Annotated in this window: 23 protein-coding genes; 9 read left to right on the top strand and 14 right to left on the bottom strand. The window is 63.0% G+C overall.

Going from position 1 to position 23,473, the window contains the following annotated elements; all coding sequences use genetic code 11:
- The first annotated feature begins 129 nt into the window (after positions 1–129).
- Positions 130–2,049, top strand: coding sequence for a putative bifunctional diguanylate cyclase/phosphodiesterase (locus AC56K1_RS06720; RefSeq protein WP_497157182.1), 1,920 nt, complete (start codon positions 130–132; stop codon positions 2,047–2,049).
- On the opposite strand, the gene AC56K1_RS06725 is transcribed toward AC56K1_RS06720, so the two are convergent.
- Positions 2,046–2,936, bottom strand: coding sequence for a cupin-like domain-containing protein (locus tag AC56K1_RS06725; protein ID WP_497157064.1), 891 nt, complete (start codon positions 2,934–2,936; stop codon positions 2,046–2,048). The two genes, AC56K1_RS06720 and AC56K1_RS06725, sit on opposite strands and share 4 nt — an antisense overlap.
- 99 nt (positions 2,937–3,035) lie before the next feature.
- On the opposite strand from AC56K1_RS06725, the gene AC56K1_RS06730 reads away from it, so the two are divergent.
- Positions 3,036–3,710, top strand: a complete 675-nt coding sequence (locus AC56K1_RS06730; protein ID WP_497157065.1) for a class I SAM-dependent methyltransferase — start codon at positions 3,036–3,038, stop codon at positions 3,708–3,710.
- A gap of 44 nt (positions 3,711–3,754) precedes the next feature.
- On the opposite strand, the gene AC56K1_RS06735 is transcribed toward AC56K1_RS06730, so the two are convergent.
- The 11 genes from AC56K1_RS06735 to AC56K1_RS06785 all read right to left on the bottom strand — a co-directional run bounded on the left by AC56K1_RS06735 (position 3,755) and on the right by AC56K1_RS06785 (position 15,151).
- Positions 3,755–4,438 carry an OmpW/AlkL family protein gene (locus AC56K1_RS06735; RefSeq protein ID WP_497157066.1) on the bottom strand — a complete coding sequence of 228 codons (684 nt, stop codon included), beginning with the start codon at positions 4,436–4,438 and terminating at the stop codon, positions 3,755–3,757.
- 59 nt (positions 4,439–4,497) lie between these two features.
- Positions 4,498–5,865 carry an SGNH/GDSL hydrolase family protein gene (locus AC56K1_RS06740; RefSeq protein WP_497157067.1) on the bottom strand — a complete coding sequence of 456 codons (1,368 nt, stop codon included), beginning with the start codon at positions 5,863–5,865 and terminating at the stop codon, positions 4,498–4,500.
- 243 nt (positions 5,866–6,108) lie between these two features.
- Positions 6,109–7,152 carry an L-threonylcarbamoyladenylate synthase gene (locus AC56K1_RS06745; protein ID WP_497157068.1) on the bottom strand — a complete coding sequence of 348 codons (1,044 nt, stop codon included), beginning with the start codon at positions 7,150–7,152 and terminating at the stop codon, positions 6,109–6,111.
- Entirely contained in the window at positions 7,149–8,333 is a 1,185-nt protein-coding gene (locus tag AC56K1_RS06750; RefSeq protein ID WP_497157069.1) for a 5-(carboxyamino)imidazole ribonucleotide synthase, read from the bottom strand. The genes AC56K1_RS06745 and AC56K1_RS06750 overlap by 4 nt, the downstream gene beginning before the upstream one ends.
- A gap of 27 nt (positions 8,334–8,360) precedes the next feature.
- On the bottom strand, positions 8,361–8,858 hold the full coding sequence (gene purE / locus AC56K1_RS06755) for a 5-(carboxyamino)imidazole ribonucleotide mutase (protein WP_497157070.1): 498 nt from the start codon (positions 8,856–8,858) through the stop codon (positions 8,361–8,363).
- Positions 8,859–8,860: 2 nt separating this feature from the next.
- Complete coding sequence (locus AC56K1_RS06760; protein ID WP_497157071.1) at positions 8,861–9,757, bottom strand: phosphoribosylaminoimidazolesuccinocarboxamide synthase; 897 nt, start codon at positions 9,755–9,757, stop codon at positions 8,861–8,863.
- Between the two features lie 306 nt (positions 9,758–10,063).
- Entirely contained in the window at positions 10,064–11,128 is a 1,065-nt protein-coding gene (gene fba, locus AC56K1_RS06765) for a class II fructose-bisphosphate aldolase (protein ID WP_497157072.1), read from the bottom strand.
- A gap of 19 nt (positions 11,129–11,147) precedes the next feature.
- Positions 11,148–12,608 (bottom strand): pyruvate kinase, encoded by a 1,461-nt coding sequence (gene pyk / locus AC56K1_RS06770; protein WP_497157183.1) that lies wholly within the window; start codon positions 12,606–12,608, stop codon positions 11,148–11,150.
- Between the two features lie 83 nt (positions 12,609–12,691).
- On the bottom strand, positions 12,692–13,897 hold the full coding sequence (locus AC56K1_RS06775) for a phosphoglycerate kinase (RefSeq protein WP_497157073.1): 1,206 nt from the start codon (positions 13,895–13,897) through the stop codon (positions 12,692–12,694).
- Positions 13,898–14,061: 164 nt separating this feature from the next.
- Entirely contained in the window at positions 14,062–14,406 is a 345-nt protein-coding gene (locus AC56K1_RS06780) for an AzlD domain-containing protein (RefSeq protein ID WP_497157074.1), read from the bottom strand.
- Positions 14,399–15,151: an AzlC family ABC transporter permease gene (locus AC56K1_RS06785; RefSeq protein ID WP_497157075.1), complete on the bottom strand. Its 753-nt coding sequence runs from the start codon at positions 15,149–15,151 to the stop codon at positions 14,399–14,401. Before AC56K1_RS06785 ends, AC56K1_RS06780 begins: the two co-directional genes overlap by 8 nt.
- 221 nt (positions 15,152–15,372) lie before the next feature.
- On the opposite strand from AC56K1_RS06785, the gene AC56K1_RS06790 reads away from it, so the two are divergent.
- The 3 genes from AC56K1_RS06790 to AC56K1_RS06800 are packed head-to-tail and all read left to right on the top strand — an operon-like array spanning position 15,373 to position 17,183.
- On the top strand, positions 15,373–15,567 hold the full coding sequence (locus AC56K1_RS06790; protein ID WP_171087614.1) for a zinc-finger domain-containing protein: 195 nt from the start codon (positions 15,373–15,375) through the stop codon (positions 15,565–15,567).
- 43 nt (positions 15,568–15,610) lie between these two features.
- The gene (locus AC56K1_RS06795; RefSeq protein ID WP_497157076.1) at positions 15,611–16,594 is read left to right on the top strand and encodes a YheT family hydrolase; all 984 of its coding nucleotides are present in this window, start codon (positions 15,611–15,613) and stop codon (positions 16,592–16,594) included.
- A 1-nt stretch (position 16,595) separates the two neighbouring features.
- On the top strand, positions 16,596–17,183 hold the full coding sequence (locus AC56K1_RS06800; protein WP_497157077.1) for a DUF2946 family protein: 588 nt from the start codon (positions 16,596–16,598) through the stop codon (positions 17,181–17,183).
- Between the two features lie 237 nt (positions 17,184–17,420).
- On the opposite strand, the gene AC56K1_RS06805 is transcribed toward AC56K1_RS06800, so the two are convergent.
- A complete protein-coding gene (locus AC56K1_RS06805) occupies positions 17,421–18,941 on the bottom strand; it encodes a M48 family metalloprotease (protein WP_497157184.1) in 1,521 nt (506 codons plus the stop codon).
- 146 nt (positions 18,942–19,087) lie between these two features.
- Here AC56K1_RS06805 and moaC point away from each other — a divergent pair, with 146 nt between their 5' ends.
- From moaC to AC56K1_RS06825, 4 genes are all read left to right on the top strand, one after another.
- Complete coding sequence (moaC, locus tag AC56K1_RS06810) at positions 19,088–19,588, top strand: cyclic pyranopterin monophosphate synthase MoaC (protein ID WP_497157078.1); 501 nt, start codon at positions 19,088–19,090, stop codon at positions 19,586–19,588.
- A gap of 188 nt (positions 19,589–19,776) precedes the next feature.
- Positions 19,777–20,709, top strand: coding sequence for a tyrosine-type recombinase/integrase (locus AC56K1_RS06815; RefSeq protein WP_497157079.1), 933 nt, complete (start codon positions 19,777–19,779; stop codon positions 20,707–20,709).
- A gap of 60 nt (positions 20,710–20,769) precedes the next feature.
- Entirely contained in the window at positions 20,770–21,426 is a 657-nt protein-coding gene (locus AC56K1_RS06820) for a GIY-YIG nuclease family protein (protein ID WP_497157080.1), read from the top strand.
- A 599-nt stretch (positions 21,427–22,025) separates the two neighbouring features.
- Positions 22,026–22,823, top strand: a complete 798-nt coding sequence (locus tag AC56K1_RS06825) for a hypothetical protein (RefSeq protein WP_497157081.1) — start codon at positions 22,026–22,028, stop codon at positions 22,821–22,823.
- Positions 22,824–22,951: 128 nt separating this feature from the next.
- On the opposite strand, the gene AC56K1_RS06830 is transcribed toward AC56K1_RS06825, so the two are convergent.
- Entirely contained in the window at positions 22,952–23,470 is a 519-nt protein-coding gene (locus tag AC56K1_RS06830; protein ID WP_497157082.1) for a deaminase, read from the bottom strand.
- Positions 23,471–23,473: the final 3 nt, after the last annotated feature.

Genomic DNA, 23,473 nt, shown 5'->3' on the forward strand with positions numbered 1-23,473 from the left:
TTATCCCTTGAGCTGCTGCTCCGCAATCTGCCAGGTGCGGCCTACCGTTGCCTGAACGATAGTGACTGGACGATGGAATTCGTCAGCGATGGAATCGAACGGCTTACCGGTTACCCCGCCGCCGCCTTTATGGCCCGCCCCGGGCTTTCCTACGCTAACATTATCGTTCCCGAAGACCGCCATGGCGTGGAACGCGGCATCGCTGTCGCCATACAAGATGGCGGTGAATTCCAGCTGACCTACCGCATCCGCTGCGCTAACGGCGACCTGAAATGGGTGTGCGAACAGGGGTCGGCCGTGCGACAGAAGCAGGGTCACGTGCTGGAAGGCTTGTTGTTCGACTACACCCGCCTGCGCAACGCTGACATGCTGGTGCACGAACAGGCGTCTTACCTGCAGCGTGCGCGCGACGCCATCGTTGCCATGGACATGAATTCGCGCATCTCCTACTGGAACAGCGGCGCCGAGCGTCTGTATGGCTGGAGCGCCGCCGAAGCGCGCGGCAAGAAGTTTAGCGAGCTGCTGTGCGAGAACCTGCCGGCCTACCACGCCGCCTACGAGACAACGCTTGCCACAGGCGAATGGTCAGGCGAACTCTCCCACATGCGGCGCGATGGCCTGTGCATCGAGACCGACACGCGCTGGACGCTGCTGGGCGCCGACCTGGCATTCGGGGCCCAGCAGAAGATCCTTGTCATCAGCACCGATATCAGCGAACGCAAGCACAACGAAGCGAAGATCTACCGCCTCGCCTTTTTTGATGCCCTTACCGATCTGCCCAACCGCGCCAGCCTGCTCGACCACCTGCGCCGCGCCCTGCTGGGCAGCGCGCGCACGCGCAAGTGCGGCGCCCTGATGTTCTGCGACCTCGACAACTTCAAATACCTCAACGATTCGCAGGGCCACGCGGCCGGCGACCTGCTGCTGCAGGCCGTTGCGCGCCGCCTCGAGCACTGCGTGCGCGAAGCAGACATGGTGGCGCGCCTGGGCGGCGACGAATTCGTGATCCTGATCCAGCCGGTCGAGGACACGCGCGAGGGCGCGGCGGCCCAGGCCGAGACGGTGGCCGCCAAGGTGGTGGCCGCGATGGCAGCGCCCTTCCAGCTGGCCGAGATGATGTATTCGGTGTCGGTCAGCGTCGGCGTGGCGACCATGTGCGGCACCGTGGACACGGTGGAGTCGACGCTGCGCCAGGCCGACGCCGCGATGTACCAGGCCAAGGCCTGCGGGCGCAACACCTACCGCTTCCACGACCCGGCGGTGCAGGCCGCATGGTCGGCGCGCGCCGAGCTGGAAAACGGCATGCGGCGCGCGCTGCGCGACAACGAATTCGTGCTGCACTACCAGCCCCAGCTCGACCGCAGCAGCCGCGTGATCGGCGCCGAAGCGCTGCTGCGCTGGCGCCTGCCGGACGGCCGCCTGCTGTATCCGGCGGAGTTCATCCACGCCGCCGAGGAAAGCGGGATGATCATCGAGATCGGCCGCTGGGTGCTGCGCACCGCCTGCGCCGAGCTGGCGCGCTGGCAGCGCTTCCCCGACACCGCCGGGCTCACACTGTCGGTGAATGTCAGCGCCGGCCAGTTCACCGAGCCGGACTTCGTGCCGATGCTGAGCGAGATCTTCGAGCAGACCGGCGTGCAGCCGTCCAGCCTCAAGCTGGAACTGACCGAAAGCCTGGTGGTGAGAGACTTCACCCAGACCGCGCACACGATGGGCATGCTCAAGCAGCGCGGCATCAGCTTCTCGCTGGACGACTTCGGCACCGGCTACTCGTCGCTGGCCTACCTGCGCAAGCTGCCGCTGGACCAGCTCAAGATCGACCAGTCCTTCATGCGCGACGTGCTCACCGACCAGAACGACGCCTCGATCGTGCGCTCGATCATCGCGCTGGGCGACAGCCTCGGGCTACAGGTGATAGCAGAAGGCGTCGAGACGCCGGGACAGCGGCAATTCCTGTCGGACGCCGGCTGCTTCATCTACCAGGGCTTCCTGTACCAGCACGCGATCAGCGCCGAGCATTTCGCGCAGTATGCACGCAACGTGCACTAGGCGCCGAGCAGCGCAAGCGGCAGGCCCCGCGCCCAGCGATTCGACGACAGCGAAAAACTCAGCGCCCGCACCTGGTGGTACCAGCCGGCCGGCACGTAGAGCATCTCGCCCGGCTTGATGATGCATTCGACCAGCGCCGCCTGGCGCGCCAATGGAAAGCGCTCGAAATCCGGCGCCTCCGGGTCGACCGGGGAGCCGAACAGGATGGCATTGGCTTCGCTGGGGTACAGGAAGGCGTCGTGATGCGGCGGCGCCAGGAAGATCCGCTTGGTGCCCCAGATCTGCGCGAAGATGTTGTCGTCGTAGTCGCAATGCAACGGCGTCATGGTGCGCTCGGGGCCCATCCAGAAGCGCGGCGGTCCCATCTTGCCGAAATACGCGGGCCAGTGGCACATGCGGTTCAGTTCGCGCAATTCCAGGTTGCCGACATAGGGCGGCAGCTCGTTCGTGCCCGGGACGAGGTCGAGGTACTCGCCGAGCGACATGTCCTGCATCGCGCGGTCGGGATGGAAGGCGGTGTTGATGTAGTCGCCCACGCGGGCGCGCACCCGCAGGTGGCTGTAGCGTTCGCGCAGGTCGGCGGGCGTCAGCGACAGCAGCGGCCAGCGGTCCACTACCCCGGTCATGATGAAAGGCAGGCCCTGCATGGCGCGCGCGCGGAAGGCCGCGGCGTCCAGGCGCTTGACGCGCGGGATCTCGGTCAGCACGGGCAGGCTGCGCGCGACGCGCTTGATCTCCTCGCGCATCTCATCGATCGAGGCGACGCCGCGGACCTGGGCATCCTTCTGCTCGCGCGCGGCCTTCCTGGCGGCGGCTTCCTCCGGAGTGGCGGGCGCAGCCAGGGGCAGCGGCGGCAGGCGCGGCGCGGGACGTTTTTCTCTTACCATTGGTGCTGTGCTTTCTGCGATCCGATCTGTCAGGCGAGAGTATAGTCGCGATGGCAGCCAGACCAAACACCCCCTTTTACCTGCAACCCGAGAGGCCCCATGTCCAACCAACTTGATACCAGCATCATCGACTCCTGGTCCCGCAATACCGACCCCTGGGTGGCCGCCGTGCGCAACGGCGACATCGAAACCCGGGTGCTGGTCACCAACGGGGCCATCGTCGACACGGTGCGGGCGTATGCGCCGCACACCGCCGTCGATCTGGGCTGCGGCGAAGGCTGGCTGGTGCGCGCCCTGCCGGAAGTGAAGATGGTTGGCGTCGATGCGATTGAAGGCCTGGTGGACGCAGCCCGCGCCACGGATGCGCAAGGCGACTTCCGCTGCCTGAGCTACGAAGAGATCGCCCGGGGCAAGCTGGCTTTGTCGGCCGATCTCGCCGTCTGCAATTTTTCGCTGATCGGGAACGAGGCGGTCGACGGCCTGTTCCGGGCCGCACCACTCTACCTGCGCCCGGGCGGGCTCATGGTCGTGCAGACCGTGCATCCGCTCATGGCCTGCGGCGATGCGCCCTATGTCGACGGCTGGCGCACAGGCAGCTGGGCGGGTTTCAGCAGCGACTTCCAGGACGCCCCGCCCTGGTATTTTCGCACGCTCTCGAGCTGGATCGCGCTGTTCGAACGCCACGGCCTGCGTCTGCGCGAGATGCGCGAACCGGTGCATCCGCAGTCGGGCAAGCCGGTCTCGCTGATCCTGGTGGGCCAGCTCGCGCCTTGAAAAAGGCCCGCACGCGGCGGGCCATCGGACGAAGCGAACGCCTCTTAGAACTTGTAACCCACAGCCAGCATCACCGCCACCGGATCGAGCTCCATGTGCTGCTTCTGGCCGGTCGAGAAGTGCACGTCCGTGCGCAGGCGGCCTTTGTTGACGTTGATGTCGGCGAACCACTTCTCGCTAATGTTCATCGACACGCCGGCCTGCAAGGTGTAGGTGAACTTGTTGTCGATGCTGAAGGTCGTCGGCACACCGCGGCCCGGGTTGGTCACCGCAGTCATTCTGGCCGAACCGCGTTCCTTCATGAAGTAGGCGTAGGTGGCGCCGATGCCGACGAAGGGACGGAAGGTCGCGGTCGGTGCGAAGAAGTGATATTGCGCGAACAGGGTCGGAGGCAGCACTTCGACCGAACCCAGTTGGCCAGTGCCGGCAATCGCACCGGCGCCGTAGATCTTGTGCCTGTAGGGCGTGCCCAGGCAGGTTTCGAGCGAGATGTTGTCGGTCACGCCATAGGCGAAGCTCAACACCGGCTGGATGTCGCTGCCGACATCGGCCTTGGTGCCAGGCAGGGCCGGCGCGCTGATGTCGCCGCTCCTGACCTTCGGGGTGATCTGGTTGAGCCCGAGCTTGGCGGTAAACTGGCCGGCCGACTGGGCCGATGCCGTCGAGGCACAGGCCAGCGCGGCAGCTACTGCCAGCGCTTTGACGACGCTGCTGAATTGGTTTTTCATTCTTGTTTTCTCCTGATTCTGGTGGTGAGGCCCGCCCTCCGGACGGGCCCGCGCAGTCTTTACAGCCAGCCCTTGACGGCCATTTCCTTGAGGACGAAGCGCGCCACCAGGTTGTTCTCGAACGGCGTCGGATGGATGTCGTCGGCGAACATGTAGTGGCTGACGTCGCCCGCCACCGTATTGGCGTTCGTGCAGATCAGGGAAGTGGTGCCCAGTGCGTTCGCGCCGCAGGCCGGGGTCGTCGTGTTGGTCAGGCCGTAAGGCGCCGGGTTCTTCACCTGGTCATTGCTGACGGTGTAAAGGTCGACGTACAGGATGCGGTCGTCGGTGCCCAGGCCGGACTTGAGCTGGGTGTTAAAGGCGTTGACCATGGCGGCGGTCAAGGCCTGGATGTCGGCAGGCTTCGACTTGGCGGCCGGGGTGCTGGCCACGTCCGGCAGGTTGGCGACCACGACATACTTGGCGCCCTTGCCCACGACTTCGTTCTTCACCAGTGCAGCCATCTGCGCGCCGGCGGCGCCCAGTTCGGCAACCAGCTTCGGACCGTTGGCGGCAGCATAGTCGTTGCCTGCCTTGGTGCCGGCAGCCGTCGCGTCGGCCTGGGCCTTGGCGACCATCGGGCCATACACGGCCGGCTGTCCCACGGCGGCATTGCCCGGCTGGGTCGCGGCGGCCATCACGGCAGCCTGGACGACGCTCTGGTCGGTCTTGCCCGGACGGGCGTTTTCGGTGGCGATCGCCACGCCGATCGCCTGGGCGGCGCTCTGCGGGTTGGTCGCGCCGGCAGCCAGTTGCATGGTCAGCGAGGTGGCGAAGGTTTGCGCGCCGGCAGCGTTGCCTGCAGCGGTGGCGGAAGCCGACAGGGTAGCGAGCTGCATCAGCACGTCGTTACCGCCCGACAGCAGGGTGACCAGTTCGGTGCCGCTGAACTTGTTGCCGTTGCGGGACAGGTGGTTGGCGACCTGGGTCACCAGCGGCACGGTGGTCTCGCCGATCGGCGAACCGGTGGCCGGGTTGCCCGGGCCGACCGGGTTGGTCACGCGCGAACCGCCCTGGGCGTAGTTGAAGCAGCTCAGGTTCTGGACCACCGGAACCGAGAAGCCCTGGGCGGCATTGCCGACCAGGCCGGTCTGGGCCGCGCAGGGCGCCGGCAGTTTCAGTTCCGCTGCCAGGTAGTCAACCCAGATCTTGCCGGTCAGTTCAGGATTCTTGGCCGTGCCATCACCGTTGATGGTGAACTTGCCGCCGCCGGCGGTCTTGACCGCGCCCACGGCATAGGTGCCCACGTCCGACAGGCTGTCGCCGAACGACACCTGCTGGGTGAACGTGAGTTTCTGGATCTGTTCACCGCCGCTTGGACTGGTTCCGCCGCAAGCAGCCAGTACGGCCGCCGTCAACAGTGCGAGCGCGAGTTTGGTTTGACGCATTTTGTCTCCTGATAGGGAAGTTTTTATTGAAACGAACGGCCGTACTATTCGTATCAATAATAATATGCCAGCGTTCAACTTTCTTGTATAGAAATTGTTGCCTCTTCGTCAGTTCCTGACGACAAGTGGCGAACGCATCGGGAGCCGATTATAGCTCCGGAAAATTGCTGGGCAGAAGGGTTTTTGAACGAAGCGAATTGGCAGAACGCCCGTACAGACAGGCGCTCCGCCGGGTTCGCGGGTTCAGGCGGACGGTGCGCTGAAGGCGGCGTCGTTCAGCAGGCCGTGCACGATGCCGGTCGAGCCGTGGGCTGCGCGGCGCAGGCGGTCGTTGACGCCGTGCCAGTCGCCGCCTTGCGGCGGCGCCTCGACCAGGATCACGTCTGCGCCATCGCCATCCATCGCACGCAGCGCGGCGTAGAGCGCGTGCGCGAAGCCATCGGGCGTGGCCGGCAGGCGCAGCGCAGCATGGGTCGATGGCATGTCCGAGTAATGGATCAGCGCGACCTTGCGCCCCGCCTGCGCGAGTTGCGCCAGCGTCTGGCGCAGCGTGGCGCTGTCCTGCATCGCCACCGGCGTGTGCGGCGCGTAATGCGATTCCAGGGTGCCCGAAGCGCGCGGCGCCGCGGCGTCGGGTGCGCTCGGCACGCGGTCGATCACGGCGGCGATCGCGTCGGCGCTGATGTAGCCCGGACGCAGCAGCACCGGCCCATGCGTGGCCAGGCGCGACAAATCGACGATGGTCGATTCGATGCCCACTTGCGAGGCGCCGCCATCGAGCACCATGGCGACCGAACCATCCAGGCCGAATTCATCGCGCACGTGCTGGGCCAGGGTCGGGCTCACCGCGCCGAACTTGTTGGCCGAGGGCGCGGCCACGCCGCCGCGGCCACCCTTGAACGCGCGCAGCAGCGCGATCGCCACCGGGTGCGAGGGGCAGCGCAGGCCAACCGTGTCCTGGCCGCCGCTGACGGCTGCCGGGATGCCCGGCGCGCGCTTGAGGATCATCGTCAGGGGTCCGGGCCAGAAGGCCTCCGCCAGCGCATGCGCTTCCTGCGGAATCTCGGTGGCCCAGTAGTCGAGCGGCGCATCGGGCGCCAGGTGGACGATCACCGGGTGGTCTTGCGGGCGGCCCTTGGCGGCGTAGATGGCGGCGACGGCCGCCGGGTTCTCGGCATCCGCGCCGAGGCCGTACACGGTCTCGGTCGGGAAGGCGACGAGCCTACCTTGCTCCAGCGCGCGCGCCGCGGCATCGATGGCGGCGTGGTCGATAGCGTCCATCGTCATTGCGCGATACCGAGGATGGCGCAGGCATCGAGCAGGCTGGCCTGCGCCTGCGCCAGCGTCGGCGCAACGAAGGTGACGTGGCCCATCTTGCGCGCCCGGCGCGGGTCGTCCTTGCCGTACAGGTGCAGGTTGGCGCCCGGCAGCGCCAGCACGCGGTCCCAGGCCGGCTCGCGTGGCGTGTCGCTCCCTTCGTCGAACCAGACGTCGCCCAGGATGTTGAGCATCACGGCGGGCGAATGCTGGCGCACCTCGCCCAGCGGCAGGCGCGCCATCGCGCGCACCTGCTGCGCGAACTGGCTGGTGATGCAGGCGTCCATCGTGTAGTGGCCGCTGTTGTGCGGGCGTGGCGCCATCTCGTTGACGACCAGGCTGCCATCGGTCAGTACGAAGAACTCGATGCACAGCACGCCCACATAACCCAGTTGGGCCACGATGGCGCGCGCTGCATCCTGCGCCTGCTTCGCGCAGGCCTCGGACACGTTCGGGCCCGGCACGGTGGTGGTGAACAGGATGCCGTCGCGGTGCACGTTCTCGGCGATCGGATAGACCACCGAGGTGCCGTCCGCGCCGCGCGCGGTCAGCACCGACACTTCGTAGGCCAGCGGCAGCATCTTCTCCAGCAGGCAGGTCACGCCCTGCATGGCATCGAACGCGGCGCGCACGTCCTCGCGCGAACCCACCCGCACCTGGCCCTTGCCGTCATAGCCCATGCGCACGGTCTTGAGGATGCCCGGCAGCAGCTCGTCCTTGATATCGTCGATGTCGGCATGCGAGGCAATGGTCTTGTGCGGCGCCGGCATCACGCCGGAGGTCGGCGCGCAGTCAACGAAGAAGCGTTTTTCCGCGATGCGGTCCTGGGCGATCGACACGCAGGAGGCGCTGGGTGCGACGAAGCTGCGCTCGCCCAGCCAGGCCATGCTGTCGGCCGGGACGTTCTCGAATTCGGTGGTGATGGCCACGCAGGCCGCTGCCAGTTCGCCGAGAGCGCCTGCATCGGTATAGGCGCCGGGAATCAAGCGTTCGGCAACCTGCCCTGCCGGGCAGTCCCGGCCCGGTTCGAGCACGGCGACCTTGAAGCCCATGCTTTGTGCGGCGTGGGCGAACATGCGGCCGAGCTGGCCGCCGCCCATCACGCCGAGCCAGGCCGACGGTTGGGCGCTGGGGAGCAATGGCACTGCCATTGCCGGATCGGTCACTTTAGCCATTGGTCAAGCAGGAAGAACCATAGCCTGGGCGGCCGCGGTCTGCTCGAGGCGGAAGGCCAGCAGGGCCTGGGCCAGCGCGTCGTCGTTTGCGGCAAGCATCGCCACTGCGGTCAAGGCGGCGTTGGCGGCGCCGGCTTCGCCGATGGCGAAGGTCGCCACCGGCACGCCTTTGGGCATCTGCACGATCGACAGCAGCGAATCCTCGCCGCGCAGGTATTTCGACGGGACCGGCACGCCCAGTACCGGCACGATGGTCTTGGCGGCTACCATGCCCGGCAGGTGGGCGGCGCCCCCTGCCCCGGCGATGATCGCGCGCAGGCCGCGTTCGCGCGCGGTTTCCGCGTACGTGAACATCTCGTCCGGCATGCGGTGCGCCGAGATCACCTGCGCCTCGAAGGGCACATTGAACTGCTTCAGGATGGCGACGGCATGCTGCATCACGTCCCAGTCGGACGAGGAACCCATGATGACGCCGACAACTGGCTTTGCTTGGTCGGTCATCGTCAAGCCTTCAGCTTTTCGCCGGTCAGGCGTTCGATCGCTTCGAAATACTTGGCCTGGGTCTTGTCGATGACGTCCTGCGGCAAGCTTGGGGCGGGCGCGGTCTTGTTCCAGTCGCTCAGGGTTTCCAGGTAGTCGCGCACGAACTGCTTGTCGAAACTAGGCGGCGACATGCCCGGCGCGTACGACTCAAGCGGCCAGAAGCGCGACGAGTCGGCGGTCAGCACTTCGTCCATCAGGTGCATGACGCCGTTGTCGTCCAGGCCGAATTCGAACTTGGTATCGGCGATGATGATGCCCTTGGTCGCTGCGTATTCCGAAGCGGCGGTGTAGAGCTTGATGCTGACGTCGCGCATTTTTGCGGCGAGTTCCTTGCCGATGCGCTGCTCCATGTCGTCGAACGAGATGTTCTCGTCATGCTCGCCCAGGTCGGCCTTGGCGGCCGGCGTGAAGATCGGTTCCGGCAGCTTGTCGGCCTGGCGCAGGCCGGCGGGCAGCTCGATGCCGCAGATCGCGCCGCTGGCCTGGTAATCCTTCCAGCCCGAGCCGATGATGTAGCCACGCACGACGGCTTCGACCATGATCGGCTTGAGGCGCTTGGCCACGACGGCGCGGCCGCGCACCTGCGCCACTTCTTCCGGAGCTACCACGCTCTCGGGCGCCACGCCGGTCAGGTGGTTCGGCACGATGTGGCCGAGCTTCCCGAACCAGAAGTCGCTCATCTGGTTCAGCACCATGCCCTTGCCGGGAATTGGCTCGTTCATGACCACGTCGAAGGCCGACAGGCGGTCGGTGGTGACGATCAGGATCTTGTCGTCGCCGACGGCGTAGTTGTCGCGTACCTTGCCGTGACCGAGCAGTGGCAGGGACTGGATAGAGGATTGGTAGAGGCTGTTCATAGATGGGATATCAGGGAAACGGAACCGGTGGGGACCACCGGTCGAGTGGATCAGGCCGGAGGGCCTGTGCCAATGCGTGATTTTACGTCAATTCGCTTTCGGCCACCTGCGCCCCCCTCCGTCACCCCCGCGCAGGCGGGGGCCCAATTTTCCATGCGTACCGATTACTGATGCCTTGGCGACGCGCTGCGAAACTTGGGTCCCGGCCTTCGCCGGGATGACCTTGATGAGGAACGGTGGTGAAACGTACTGCGTGAATCCTGCCGCGCAGCATACTGAATTTCGCTGCGCAGCCTGACTGCACAATTACTGCACGATCTGCGACAGCTCGCCCGCCTTGTAGCGCTCGGCCATCTTCTCCAGCGGCATAGGCTTGATTTTCGCAGCCATGCCTTCGCAGCCGAACGACAGGTAGCGCGCCTTGCAGATCTCGGTCGCGGCTTCGCGTGCAGGCTTGAGGTAGTCGCGCGGGTCGAACTTGCCCGGGTTCTGGAACATGTATTTGCGGATCGCAGCGGTCATGGCCAGGCGGATGTCGGTGTCGATGTTGATCTTGCGGACGCCATGCTTGATGCCTTCCTGGATCTCTTCGACCGGCACGCCATAGGTCTCTTTCATGTCGCCACCGAATTCGCGGATGATCGCCAGCAGTTCCTGCGGCACCGACGACGAACCGTGCATCACCAGGTGGGTGTTCGGGATGCGCAGGTGGATTTCCTTGATGCGGTCGATCGCCAGGATGTCGCCGGTCGGCTTGCGGGTGAACTTGTAGGCGCCGTGCGAGGTGCCGATGGCGATCGCCAGCGCGTCGCACTGGGTCTTGGCCACGAAGTCGGCAGCCTGGGCCACATCGGTCAGCAGCTGTTCGCGGGTCATGGCGCCGTCGGCGCCGTGGCCGTCTTCCTTGTCGCCCATCATGGTTTCGAGCGAACCCAGTACGCCCAGTTCGGCTTCGACGGTCACGCCGATCGAGTGCGCGAACTTGACCACTTCGCGCGAGACTTCGACGTTGTACTCGTAGGAAGCAACCGACTTGCCGTCGGCTTCGAGTGAGCCGTCCATCATCACCGAGGTGAAGCCCGAGCGGATCGCGGCCATGCAGACCGCCGGCGACTGGCCGTGGTCCTGGTGCATGACGACCGGGATGTGCGGGTAGGCTTCGACGGCGGCGTCGATCAGGTGGCGCAGGAAGGCTTCGCCTGCATATTTGCGGGCGCCGGCCGAGGCCTGCATGATCACCGGGGCGTTGACCGCGTCGGCGGCAGCCATGATGGCCTGCACCTGTTCCAGGTTGTTGACGTTAAATGCCGGCAGGCCGTAGCCATGTTCGGCGGCATGGTCCAGCAGTTGACGCATCGATACGAGTGCCATGGTTGATTACTCCAAACAATTAAGAAACTTTTTCGTCCAGCTCGCCCACGCGCACGATCTTGAGCGCATTGGTGCCACCGGCCTGTCCCATCGGCGAGCCCCAGGTGACCACGATCAGGTCGCCCTTGCACACCATGCCTTCACGCATCAGCACTTCTTCGGCCTTGCGCAGCACGGCGTGGCTGCCGCCTTCCTGCAGCAGGTGGAATGCTCGCACGTTCCGGTACAGCGACGCCTTGCGTTGCGTCGTCTGTGACGGGGTCAGGGCAAAGATCGGGGTATCGATCGAATGACGGCTCATCCACAGCGCGGTCGAGCCCGACTCGGTCAGGGCCACGATGGCTTTCACCTTCAGGTGGTGGGCGGTAAACAGCGTGCCGTAGGCGATCGACTGGTCGATGCGGGTGAACTGGACGTTCAGGAAATCGGCATCGAGCTTGTTGTATTCGGATTGTTCCGCTTCCAGGCAGATCGCTGCCATCATCTCGACCGTTTCAACCGGGTACTTGCCCGATGCGGTTTCGGCCGAGGTCATGACGGCGTCGGTGCCGTCCAGCACGGCGTTGGCCACGTCCGACACTTCGGCGCGGGTCGGCACGGCGTTGACGATCATCGACTCCATCATCTGGGTCGCGGTAATAGCCAGCTTGTTCGAGGCGCGCGCCATGCGGATCATGCGCTTTTGCAGCGCCGGCACGGCCGCGTTGCCCACTTCCACCGCCAGGTCGCCGCGGGCGACCATGATGCCGTCGGACGCGTCCAGGATTTCCTGCAGCACCGGAATCGCTTCGGCGCGCTCGATCTTGGCGATCATCATCGGCTTGTGGTGGTAGGGCTCGCCGGCGATATTGGCCAGCTGGCGCGCCATTTCCATGTCGGTGGCGTTCTTCGGGAACGAGATCGCCAGGTAGTCGGCCTGGAAGCTCATCGCCGTCTTGATGTCTTCCATGTCCTTGGCGGTCAGCGCCGGCGCGGTCAGGCCGCCGCCCTGGCGGTTGATGCCCTTGTTGTTCGACAGCTCGCCGCCCACTTTCACCGTGGTGCAGATCTCGTGGCCGACGACCTTGTCGACGATCAGCACGATCAGGCCGTCGTTGAGCAGCAGCTTGTCGCCCGGCTTGACGTCGCGCGGCAGCGCCTTGTAGTCCAGGCCCACGCGTTCCTGGTTGCCCAGTTCGCCGTTCTCGCCCCACTTGGCATCCAGGATGAAACGGTCGCCATTGTTCAGGAAGATCTTGCCTTCTTCAAACTTGCCCACGCGGATCTTCGGACCCTGCATGTCGGCCATGATCGCCACTTCGGTGCCGCATTCGGCGGCGGCGCGGCGCACCAGCGCGGCGCGGTCGATATGGTCCTGGGCCTTGCCATGCGAAAAATTCAGGCGCACGACGTCGACGCCGGCCCGGATCATTTTCACGAGGATATCGAAGTCGGTCGACGCCGGACCGATGGTGGCAACAATCTTGGTGGCGTTATACAGGGGACGCGCAGGTTGCATGGTTTGGATCCTTGATTCTGAAAAGAGAAGCGCAGCTTTCTAAGCTGCGCTGGTACTTGCTGGCCTTATTTCGCCTGACGCTGGAGCAGGATGTCGACTGCCGGAAGGGTCTTCCCTTCGAGGAACTCGAGGAACGCGCCGCCGCCGGTCGAGATATAGCCGATCTGGTCGCCGATTTCGTACTTGGCAATCGCCGCCAGGGTGTCGCCGCCGCCGGCGATCGAGAAGCCCTGCGAGTTGGCAATCGCCAGCGCCAGGGTCTTGGTGCCTTCCGCGAACTGGTCGAACTCGAACACGCCGACCGGGCCATTCCAGACGATAGTACCGGCCGTGGCCACCTGCCCGGCCAGCATGGCGGCCGTCTTCGGGCCGATATCCAGGATCATGTCGTCGTCCGCGACGTCGGCCACATCCTTGACGGTGGCCGCAGCCGTTGGCGAGAACTCTTTCGCGCAGACGACGTCCACGGGAATCGGCACCGAGGCGCCACGCGCACTCATCATGTCGATGATCTGTTTCGCCTCAGCGACCAGGTCGTTCTCGACCAGCGACTTGCCGATATTCAGGCCGACGGCCTTCATGAAGGTGTTGGCAATGCCGCCGCCGACGATCAGGTTGTCCACCTTGCCTGCCAGGCTCTGCAGGATCGACAGCTTGCTCGACACTTTCGAGCCGGCCACGATGGCCAGCAGCGGACGCTTCGGCTGGCCCAGGGCCTTGCCCAGCGCGTCGAGTTCGGCCGCCAGCAGCGGGCCTGCCGCGACCACCGGGGCAAACTTGGCGATGCCGTGGGTGGTGGCTTCCGCGCGGTGCGCGGTGCCGAAAGCGTCGTTCACATAGACGTCGCACAGCTTGGCCATTTTCCGGGCCAGCGCGTCGTCGTTCTTCTTCTCACCCTTGTTGACGCGGCAGTTTTCCAGCAGCACGACCCGGCCCGGCGCGACGTCGACGCCGTCCGTCCAGTTTTGCTTGAGTTCCACTGGCTGGCCGAGCAGCTCGGACAGGCGCGCGGCGACCGGCGCCAGGCTGTCTTCCGGCTTGAATTCGCCCTCGGTCGGACGGCCCAGGTGCGAAGTGACCATCACGGCGGCGCCGGCTTTGAGTGCAGCCTGGATGGCCGGCACGGAAGCGCGCACGCGGGTGTCTTCGGTGATGTTGCCAGCGTCATCCTGCGGCACGTTCAGGTCGGCGCGGATAAAGACGCGCTTGTTTTTCAGCGCATCGCGGTCGATCAGGTCTTGCAAGCGGGTGAAACTGAGAACGTCGTCCATTGGCTAGTCAAGGGTTAAATGATGAAAGAACGTCATTGTACATTAGCAGACCTCGAAAAACCGTCGCGAGCGGTAGCTGTGCCGGTCGAGAAGCGCAGCTGTACGGACGTACAGCGAGCATCGCAGATTGGCACGGCAACGCGCAGCAGGTTTGTCGAGGTTTGCTAGCCGGGGGCGCCAAAAACGTGTGATATGCGCAACAGTGTGAAGACAAGCATGCCGAACAAAATGGTCAAAATCATGCTGCGGCGCCACATGTAAAACGCCAGCGCTGCCAGCCCGGCGAGCAGCTTCGGGTTGGCCAGCGCCAGGTGCGCCTCGCCTTGGGCGTCGACCAGCATGTCCGGCCCGACGATGGCGGCCAGCGCGCAGGCCGGCGCATAGCGCAGCATTTCCTGCACCCGCGGCGGAATCGTCACGCGGTGGCCGATCAGCCAGAACGAGCTACGGGTGGCGGCGGTGGCCAGGCACAGCACGCCGATGATGGCCCAGATTTCCCAATCAGACATGTTTCGCCTTTCGCTTGGCGAAGGTTTCTTCGACCACCATCGCCGTGACCATGCCAACCACGACCGCCAGCAGCAGGCCCAGCTTATATGGCAAGCCGTAGGCCAGCACCGAGATGGCCACCGCCACGACCACGCCGCACAGGGCCGCGCTGTTGATGATCAGCGGGACCATGATGCAGAGGATCGCCAGCGTGCCGGCAAAGCCCAGGCCCCATTCGGACGGAATCGCGCTGCCAAGGAAGATGCCGGTCAGCGAACCGATCTGCCAGGCGAACCAGTTCGGATACATCAACCCTTTGAGATAGGATAGTTTGCCGGCCACGCGTTCGGCGGTCGGATAGCGCTGCAGGAACATCGCCACGGTCATGTCGCCGGAGACGTAGCCGAGCAGGAAGCGCTGCTTCCAGGGCAGGTGGGCGAAATGCGGCCCGAGCAGGGCTGAAAAGATGACGAAGCGCAGGTTGACGACCAGCGCGGTGGCGAAGATGACCCAGATGGGCGCGGCGGCCGCGATCAGGGGCAGCGAGGCGAGTTGGGCGGAGCCGGCGAACACCAGCAGGGTCATGCCGGCCGCCTGCACCGGCGTCAAGCCGCTTTTGACCATCGCAATGCCCACCACCAGGCCCCAGGCACCGATGCCGAACAGGGTGGGCAGGCCGGTCTTGAAGCCTTCGCGCCAGGCGGCGGGGTCGTGCGCTTCCTTCAATACAGGATGGGGCTGGCCCGGCGGGGCGGCCTGGCTCATGTGGTCTTCCCGCAACGGCCATGACAGGCAGCTGCGGCGACGGGCTTGAAACGACGGGGCATGAAACGCATGTAAAAGATGTGCAAGGATGCGGCGCCGGGTGGCCAAGCTGCGCCCGGGCTCGATTGTAGTCAGTTTGTTATTCTACCGATCATTTCGGTATGCAGGGTGAATCCGGTAGAATCGCGTCTTTGTCCAACTTTAGCTTGACGGAGAACCAGATGAACCAAAAGACGATGCCCGTGGTGGAGCTTGAGGCCAAGGACTTGCCGGCACATTGCCCGAACCCGGCCATGCCGCTGTGGTCGTCGCACCCGCGCGTCTTCCTCGATTTCGACCACCATGGCGACGCCAAGTGCCCGTACTGCGGCACCCAGTACCGCCTGGCGGCGGGCACCGTGCTCAAGCATCACTAATCTGCTGTCCATCGGCGCGCTTCGACACCGCGCCAGCTCCCTCATGCATTACCGTGCGCCCGCGTGGCTCCCCGGCGGCCACCTCCAGACCATCTACCCGGCGACCTGCATTGCCAGGCCGCCCGTCACCTATCGGCGCGAGCGCTGGACGAGCGGCGACGGCGATTTCGTCGATGTCGATTTCGTCGACGGCCAGCCGGGCAAACCGCTGGTGGTGCTGTTCCACGGGCTGGAAGGTTCCTCGAACAGCCATTACGCGCGCTCGCTCATGGCGGCCCTGCACGCGCGCGGCTGGTCCGGCGCCGTGCCCCACTTCCGCGGCTGCTCGGGCGAGCCGAACCTGCAACCCCGCTTCTACCACTCGGGCGACGCCGACGAAGTCGACTGGATCGTGCGTAAGCTGCATGCGCGCGCGCGCGGCCTGCTGTTCGCCGCCGGCGTGTCCCTGGGCGGCAATGCACTGCTGCGCTGGCTGGGCGAATCGGGCCACGCCGCCGGCATCGTCGACGCAGCCTGCGCAGTCTCCGCCCCGCTCGACCTGGCGCAGGGCGGCAAGGCCCTTGGTTCCGGTTTCAACATGCTGTACACCCGCATGTTCCTGCAGACGCTCAAGCCCAAATGCCTGGCCAAGCTCGAACGCTATCCCGATCTGTTCGACCGCGACGCCCTGCTTGGCGCGCGCGACCTCTACGCGTTCGACAACGTCGTCACCGCGCCGCTGCACGGCTACCGCGACACCGACGACTACTGGCATCGCGCCAGTGCCCGCCATGTGCTGCACGAGATCACGGTGCCGACCCTGGTGCTCAACGCCCGCAACGACCCCTTCCTGCCGGGCGAGCACCTGCCCCTCACCGCATCGGACGCGGTGACGCTGGAATATCCGGACGAAGGTGGCCACGTCGGCTTTTCGGTCGGCCCCTTCCCGGGCCGCATCGACTGGCTTCCGCAAAAGATCCTGCATTTCTTCGATGGCGCGGCCCCGAACTGCGCGACCCGGGCGCACGAACTATGCGAAGCTTCGTGACATGGACGAGATCGTAAAACAGGCGATGGCCAAGTGGCCCAACGTACCCCACTGCTACGGGTGGCTGGCGCTGGACGCGCGCGGCAACTGGCGCATGCGCGACGACACCGCACAGCGCAGCAACGCCCCCGGCGACAAGCTGGCGCACGTGGCGCTGATCGGCTTCATCAACCGCAATTACGCGCACGACGACAAGGGCCGCTGGTATTTCCAGAACGGGCCGCAGCGCGTGTACGTGAACCTCGAGGCGACACCTTTCATCGCGCGCACCGACCCGGTGCAGGGTTTTGTATTGCAGACCGGGCAGGCGCTGGCGGGGGTGGACGGGGTGTTCATGACCGACGCCGGCGCGCTGATCCTGCAGGCGGGTGATGTCGTCGCGCAGTTGGATGATCGCGACGTGGAACAGGTGCTGGGACGGATGGAGCTCGACGGCCGGCCGGCGTCGATCGAGGCGATCATGGTCTGGCTCGAGGATGATTCGGAAGAGCTGGTGCTGGCGCTGGGCGAGGGGCGCGTGCGCGTCGAACGCCTGGCCGCGGATGCGTTGCCGCGCCGCTTCGGGTACGTGCAACTGCCTGGGGCGTAATGTGCAAAACCTGGGCGCATAACGTGCTCATCCCCGGCTCCTAACGTGCAAAACGCCGGCTCGCAGGGTGGCGCGGCTTCACCCGGGAAGATGCTTGGCCTGGAACGTGGATGCCGCCCGCGCGTTCAAACCCAGCATGAAGAGCTGCACGACAATTCTTCCGCTGGTTGAACGCGTGGGCAGGAAACCTGCCCACCCTGCGGTGCGCGATGATGCGGGCACCGTGGCAAGTGCGTTTTACCGCTCCTTTTCTTCTTCCTTCTCCAGCTTCTGCCTTGCCTTCAGCTCACGCTCGCGCGCATCGATGACCGACTGGTCATAGAACGACACATCGCCCGCCTTGCGCGCCAACTCCAGCTGCGCCACCGCGGCCGGTAGCGCGCCCGCCACCACATACGATTCGGCCAGCGCCATGTGCTGCAAGGCGATCTTCCCCTGCTTCGCATAGGCCCGGGCGAGCATGTCGTGCAGTTTCGGCTCCTCGCGGTAGAGCTGGGTCTGGTCGCGCAGGTAGCGCGTCGCTTCTTCCAGCTTGCCGGCCGCGATCAGCGCCTCGCCATACTGGCGTGCCAGCGCGCGCGACAGCGGATAGCGCTGGCGCGCCAGGTCCGCGTCCTGCACCGCCTGCTGCACCACGGCTGCCGGCTGGCCGGGCGCCAGCTTGATCTCGAGCGCCAGCCCGGTGAACATCGTGGCCCCATCGCCGGCACTCGATTCGCTGGAAAACACCCCATCTTTCGGCTTCACGGTGGTGCGCGCCTTGTCCAGCCACGACTGCGCATCAAGCGTATTCCCCTGCCGCAGCGCCAGCAGGGCCAAGCCGTACTGGGCGCCGGCCTGCAGGTGCCGGTGCCCTTCCTTGAGCTGGGTCTCGAAGGCATGCTTCGTGTCGCGCCGGCCGCCGACGCTTTCGTCTTGCAGCACGCGTGCACGCGCGCGCACCAGCTGGAAATCCAGGTTGTCGACGCGCGGCTTCTTCGGGATCTCGCGGATGCGCGCCTGCATGTCGGTGATGCGCTCGGCCGTCAGCGGGTGGCTGCTCAGGGTGGCCATGTTGGCCGGGATATCGCCATACAGTTTGGTGGCGGTCTGCAGGCGCTTGAAGAAACCCACGATGCCGGTGGTGTCGTAGCCGCCGGCACTCATGATCTGGAAGCCGACCCGGTCCGCCTCCCGCTCGGCGTCGCGGCTGAAATTGAGTTGGCGCTGCACGGCCAGGCCCTGCCCGCCCATCAGCACGCCCATCGCGGCGTCGGAACTGGTGCGGGCAGCCAGCGCCGCCAGGATCATCGCCGCCAGCGGCAGCAGTACGTCCTGCTTTTGCTGCCCCAGCATGCGGGCGATGTGGCGCTGCGATACGTGGCCGATCTCGTGCGACATCACGCCGGCCAGCTCGGATTCGTTCTGGGCCGCGACGATCAGCCCCGTATGCGCCCCGATGAAACCGCCCGGCAGCGCGAAGGCATTCAGGTTCGGATCGCGCATGGCGAAGAAGGAGAAATCGGCATTGGTCTCGCCGCGCGCGCCCGGCACGGCGACGACCAGCGCGTTGCCGAGGTTGTTCAGGTATTCGGTGATCGGGTCGTCGTCGAGATAGGCCGGGTCGCGCCGCACGTCGCGCATGATTTCCTCGCCCAGCTTGCGCTCGACGACCGGCGACAGGTCTTGCCGCGCCGCGTCGCCGAGCGTCGGCAGGCGGTTGTTATCGGGCTTTTTCTGGGGCTCGGCGGGAGCGGCAATGGCGAATGCGGCCGCCATGGACAAGGCCAGGGCGGTCAATGCAGGGCGCCAGCGGCGCGCCGATGCTGGGCGGGGAGCATATTTCACAGTGCTATCATAACCTTATCCGCAGCCGCCTTGCTGCCCAGCGAAGCACTTTAATCCACCCCTAATTTTTCCCTGCAATGAGCTCCCCTACTCCGCCACCCGAGCACCTGACCCATTTCGATTCCACCGGCCAGGCCCACATGGTCGACGTCGGCTCCAAGCAGGACACCCACCGTGTCGCCGTCGCCGCCGGCACGATCCGCATGAAGCCCGAGACGCTGGCACTGATCCAGTCCGGGAATGCAAAAAAAGGCGACGTGATCGGGATTGCGCGCATCGCGGCCATCATGGCGTCGAAACGCACGAGCGACCTGGTGCCGCTCTGCCATCCGCTGCCGATTACGCGGGTGGCGGTGGATTTCGAGATCGATGCGGCGGCCAGCAGCGTGCATTGCCGGGCGCAGGTGGAGACGATCGGTAAAACCGGGGTAGAGATGGAAGCGCTCACTTCGGTGCAGGTCGGCCTGCTGACTATCTATGACATGTGCAAGGCGGTGGACCGCGGGATGGTGATGACAGATGTGCGGGTGCTGGAGAAGCATGGGGGAAAGAGCGGGGATTGGACAGCCGAACTCTAAAGCGTTGATTTCCTTGGGATTTCTCAGAATTCCATCGCTCCACCATAGCCTGTACCGGCCAATGCCATAGCGCGTCATACGACTGCTTCAGTATTCAAAATCTGTTCTTGGCCCACGTCTGTCCCAATGGAAGACGTATGGCAACTATTAGAATTCGATCAGGAACGTGGCAAGCCCGTGTGAGGCGCATGGGTTTCCCCGAAGAGTCACAGTCGTTCGCGACAAAGACAGAAGCCCAAGCATGGGCACGTGGCGTTGAAGCTGCAATGGACAAGGGTACGCATCAGCCGTACCACGAAGCGCGACACCTGCTTCTCAGGGACGTACTTTTACGCTACAAAGCCGAGGTAACGCCGACCAAACGGGGAGCGCAGCGCGAAGGTGAAAGCATCGACTTCATGACCCGCCAAAAGTTCACCGGGCATAGCATGGCGACGCTGACCCCGGCGGTAGTCGCTGGCTACAGGGACGCGCGGCTGAAGACCGTCAGCGCAGGAACCATCATCAGGGAACTAAGCATCCTATCGGGTGCAATTTCTCATGCTCGTCGAGAATGGGGTGTACCCACACCGAACCCGTGTGCATTGGTGCGCAAACCTGCAACGCCACAGGGTCGCACAAGGCTTCTCACAGCCGACGAAGAGCGCCGTCTCCTGGATGAACTGCGCCCCGTAAAACGCCGCAGCCCTCTGATGATTCCCCTTGTAGTTCTTGCCCTTGAAACTGCCATGCGCAGAGGAGAACTGTTAGCCATGCAGTGGGAAAACATCGACCTCGACTCTCAGACTGTCATCCTGCCGCTTACGAAGAATGGCACGGCTCGTATCGTCCCGTTGTCACTGAAGGCTGTAGCGACCCTTAGGGCACTTCAGGCCAGTACGAATGGCCCGGTCTTCCCAATCTCGTTCATGACGATGAATAACTGCTTTGTCCACGCCTGCAAACGTGCAGGGATCGTTGACTTAAGGTTTCATGATCTGCGGCACACGGCCACCACCACTCTAGCAACAAAGCTTCCTAATGTCATCGAACTGGCTGCTGTTACGGGCCATCAGACTATCCAGATGCTTAAGCGGTACTACCACCCGAAAGCTGAGGTATTGGCTCAAAAGCTAGGTTGAAAGCGGCTCTCTATGGAAGCTTTTTCAGGTTCAACCAAGTCTATGCGGAATGAGAAGGCAATGACTATCAAAACTTCGATCGTGTATAAGACCATTTGCCCTGCTACGGGCCAGTATTACATTGGCGTTCACACCACCCGAAAGCCTTACTTCGACAGGTATCAGGGCAGCGGGGATTGGGTCAGGGGATGCTTAGAACGTGGGGTACACCTGATTACTGGAACTATTGAATTCTTCGACATTGAAGAAGCAGCTTATGCGAAAGAAGCGACGCTAGTCACATGGGCGAAAATTCATTCTGATCCGCTCATGATGAACCGCATACCTGGTGGATTAGGCGGCTGGCAAGGCATGACGCCAGAGAAGTGCGCCAAACGAAACCAGAGACAGCAATCCAACGCCGAGCGGCAAAAGCGTTCGGAGACGTTGACAATCCACTACGCGAACATTTCACATCACACCACAGGGAAGCCAAAGCCTGCCTCGCAGAAGTTGGAAATGTCGAAGTCGCAGCGGGGGAGGACTTTTAGCGAAGAGACGCGCAAGAAAATGAGTGAGTCCCATAAGGCTCGGATCGCCCTGCTTGGCGTGAGACCAGTGCCGCCTGATCCTCGCGGTCGCAAAAGGAACCTCAAGGAGGTCGAGTGTCCCCGTTGCAGCTATCGCGGTAAGGGCGGCAACATGACTCGCTACCATTTCGACAAATGCAAGAATTAGTCACTGGGTAGTCTCTGCATATTAAACATACGGAGGTGTGCTACCAGACTTCTGCTATTTTGGAAATCTACACCCTCGTACAACACCAAACAATACGCAAAAACGACCTCTACTGGCTTTAAGTCGTTGCATCTGCCGAACCGGAGGGGGTCTTTTCCCCGGTCAACTTCGTTTCCTGACGAGGGCAACAACGGACTTCGAGTCTGCTGCTCTAACCAAGCATGAGCTAGAGACCCTATGGGACGTCCCCGACACCGCTATCAATTTCTCTGGGTCATTGGGTCAAGTTTTGGGTCAAGAATTATACCGAGTCGGGTGCCCTGCGTCCTTAAGTAAGCATCTCGGCTGGTCACTCAAGCTACTGGAAGGGCCAGAAATCCATGTGCCCCCTTGGTCAGTGCAATCTCAAGAACACGAAGCTACCTACGCATGCCATCCCTCATGTGCGCTCAGACTTAACGTCTATGAGTGGACGGAGCTACCTGAACGCAAACGATGCTACCGATACGCTGACGAGGCAGGTATTTCTACATGGACATTGCCACGAAGAATGCTTAAACTGTTCTGATCATGCCGTTTGGCGCTAATTGGAGATCAACTTGCTCGACATGGACTACAAAGATCGGTTAGAGATTAAGTTCGATACGAGAGAGCCTGTATCAGTTACTGATTTGACTATTTCGCTCTTCGCTATTAATAATCAGTTCGTTCGCTTTGTCGAAAGAGCTTGTCCCGACGATTACTTCCCAGAAGTCAAACTCTATGTAAGTGATGTGCGCTCTGGATCATTGGTATTCGAGATCGTAGCAAATACAGTCCCTCTTATGCCACTAATTTTTCAAGGTGGCTCCCTCAACGAATGGGTAGAGGCTACGAAGGGAATGATGAGCTGGCTCACAGGCAAGACTGAGAAGGTACCAAGTGGTATAGGTATACAAGACGTGCAAATGTGGGGATCAATTCTTGGACCAATTTCAAACGAGAATGGCGCGCAGTTTGTTTTGACTGCTTCTGGCAACGGGGTTATCAACAATTTTGTTATAACGTCCGACGATGCCAAAACGGCGCAAAAAACTATTAGGCGCGTGCTTGGAAGAGCCTCTTCGGAGAACGCAGACTTAATCCGTAACAAGGTATTAATTTGGCATGAGACTAACCCGTCTTTGATCACAGGCTATAAGGCAATCATAGAAGACATTTCGCCTTTCCCCCTAAAGGTGATCTTCGAGAATCCGTCAATCGAGCAAGCAATGCTTCAGACCGCTGCCGCGTTCAATAAACCATGGACCGACTTGGCATACGTAGTGAATGTAAGAGTCCAGAATATCAGAGGCGAGCCTAAACTTTATGAAATTGTAGACTTTCGACCAGATGGAACCTTTGACCCGAATATTTAGTTAGATGCCGGGAACGCCGCACCATGCTAAGACAGGGCGCGGCTTACCAATCTGGAGGGTGATCTTGGTTGAAATCGAACTTTTATCCATAAAGCACAACTCCAGGTGGCAAACAGCCTCGCTTAGTATTATTTGATCGGGTTCTGCCCCACAAGCGTTTCAGCTACTGTAGCGACCACACTACCTTCAGTACTTTCAGCATCAGAACCTTTCGACAAATATCGCACTATCACTCCCGAATCTCGTAGAATTTTAAGCGCCGCCCGTTGAGCAGGGAGCCATCGCTTTTCACCAGCGAATCCACCCGCAAATACTGCGCGTTTAATGCCTGACCATACGATAGCTCTAGCGCAATCACTACATGGAAATCGAGTGCAATAAATGGTTGCTTTGCTCATGTCAGCGTGAGAATGGAAGGCTTTAAAGATTGCGGCACGCTCTGCATGTTCAATCACGTGATAGCGGTCATCATCAGCCACATTTTGTGCCGTTTCAAGATAGCGTTTTTTCAGCGAAGGAGGCAAGACGTTCGCGGAACAAGCAATCATTCGAGTTGGGTCAGCAATTACTGCCCCTACAGACGACGCAAGAATAATCTTTCCTTTCGGATCATCTGTTAAACTTCGCTCAACAAATGCTTCAGCCATGTA

This window comes from Telluria sp. ZB4P37 (assembly GCF_059685855.1).

Bases quoted from the DNA above. Each gene is read 5' to 3' on its own strand.
- AC56K1_RS06720 (WP_497157182.1), top strand. From the start codon at position 130: ATGGCCCGCCCCGGGCTTTCCTACGCTAACATTATCGTTCCCGAAGAC.
- AC56K1_RS06725 (WP_497157064.1), bottom strand. From the start codon at position 2,936: ATGGTAAGAGAAAAACGTCCCGCGCCGCGCCTGCCGCCGCTGCCCCTG.
- AC56K1_RS06730 (WP_497157065.1), top strand. From the start codon at position 3,036: ATGTCCAACCAACTTGATACCAGCATCATCGACTCCTGGTCCCGCAAT.
- AC56K1_RS06735 (WP_497157066.1), bottom strand. From the start codon at position 4,438: ATGAAAAACCAATTCAGCAGCGTCGTCAAAGCGCTGGCAGTAGCTGCC.
- AC56K1_RS06740 (WP_497157067.1), bottom strand. From the start codon at position 5,865: ATGCGTCAAACCAAACTCGCGCTCGCACTGTTGACGGCGGCCGTACTG.
- AC56K1_RS06745 (WP_497157068.1), bottom strand. From the start codon at position 7,152: ATGACGATGGACGCTATCGACCACGCCGCCATCGATGCCGCGGCGCGC.
- AC56K1_RS06750 (WP_497157069.1), bottom strand. From the start codon at position 8,333: ATGGCAGTGCCATTGCTCCCCAGCGCCCAACCGTCGGCCTGGCTCGGC.
- purE (WP_497157070.1), bottom strand. From the start codon at position 8,858: ATGACCGACCAAGCAAAGCCAGTTGTCGGCGTCATCATGGGTTCCTCG.
- AC56K1_RS06760 (WP_497157071.1), bottom strand. From the start codon at position 9,757: ATGAACAGCCTCTACCAATCCTCTATCCAGTCCCTGCCACTGCTCGGT.
- fba (WP_497157072.1), bottom strand. From the start codon at position 11,128: ATGGCACTCGTATCGATGCGTCAACTGCTGGACCATGCCGCCGAACAT.
- AC56K1_RS06775 (WP_497157073.1), bottom strand. From the start codon at position 13,897: ATGGACGACGTTCTCAGTTTCACCCGCTTGCAAGACCTGATCGACCGC.
- AC56K1_RS06780 (WP_497157074.1), bottom strand. From the start codon at position 14,406: ATGTCTGATTGGGAAATCTGGGCCATCATCGGCGTGCTGTGCCTGGCC.
- AC56K1_RS06785 (WP_497157075.1), bottom strand. From the start codon at position 15,151: ATGAGCCAGGCCGCCCCGCCGGGCCAGCCCCATCCTGTATTGAAGGAA.
- AC56K1_RS06790 (WP_171087614.1), top strand. From the start codon at position 15,373: ATGAACCAAAAGACGATGCCCGTGGTGGAGCTTGAGGCCAAGGACTTG.
- AC56K1_RS06795 (WP_497157076.1), top strand. From the start codon at position 15,611: ATGCATTACCGTGCGCCCGCGTGGCTCCCCGGCGGCCACCTCCAGACC.
- AC56K1_RS06800 (WP_497157077.1), top strand. From the start codon at position 16,596: ATGGACGAGATCGTAAAACAGGCGATGGCCAAGTGGCCCAACGTACCC.
- AC56K1_RS06805 (WP_497157184.1), bottom strand. From the start codon at position 18,941: ATGGCGGCCGCATTCGCCATTGCCGCTCCCGCCGAGCCCCAGAAAAAG.
- moaC (WP_497157078.1), top strand. From the start codon at position 19,088: ATGAGCTCCCCTACTCCGCCACCCGAGCACCTGACCCATTTCGATTCC.
- AC56K1_RS06815 (WP_497157079.1), top strand. From the start codon at position 19,777: ATGGGTTTCCCCGAAGAGTCACAGTCGTTCGCGACAAAGACAGAAGCC.
- AC56K1_RS06820 (WP_497157080.1), top strand. From the start codon at position 20,770: ATGACTATCAAAACTTCGATCGTGTATAAGACCATTTGCCCTGCTACG.
- AC56K1_RS06830 (WP_497157082.1), bottom strand. From the start codon at position 23,470: ATGGCTGAAGCATTTGTTGAGCGAAGTTTAACAGATGATCCGAAAGGA.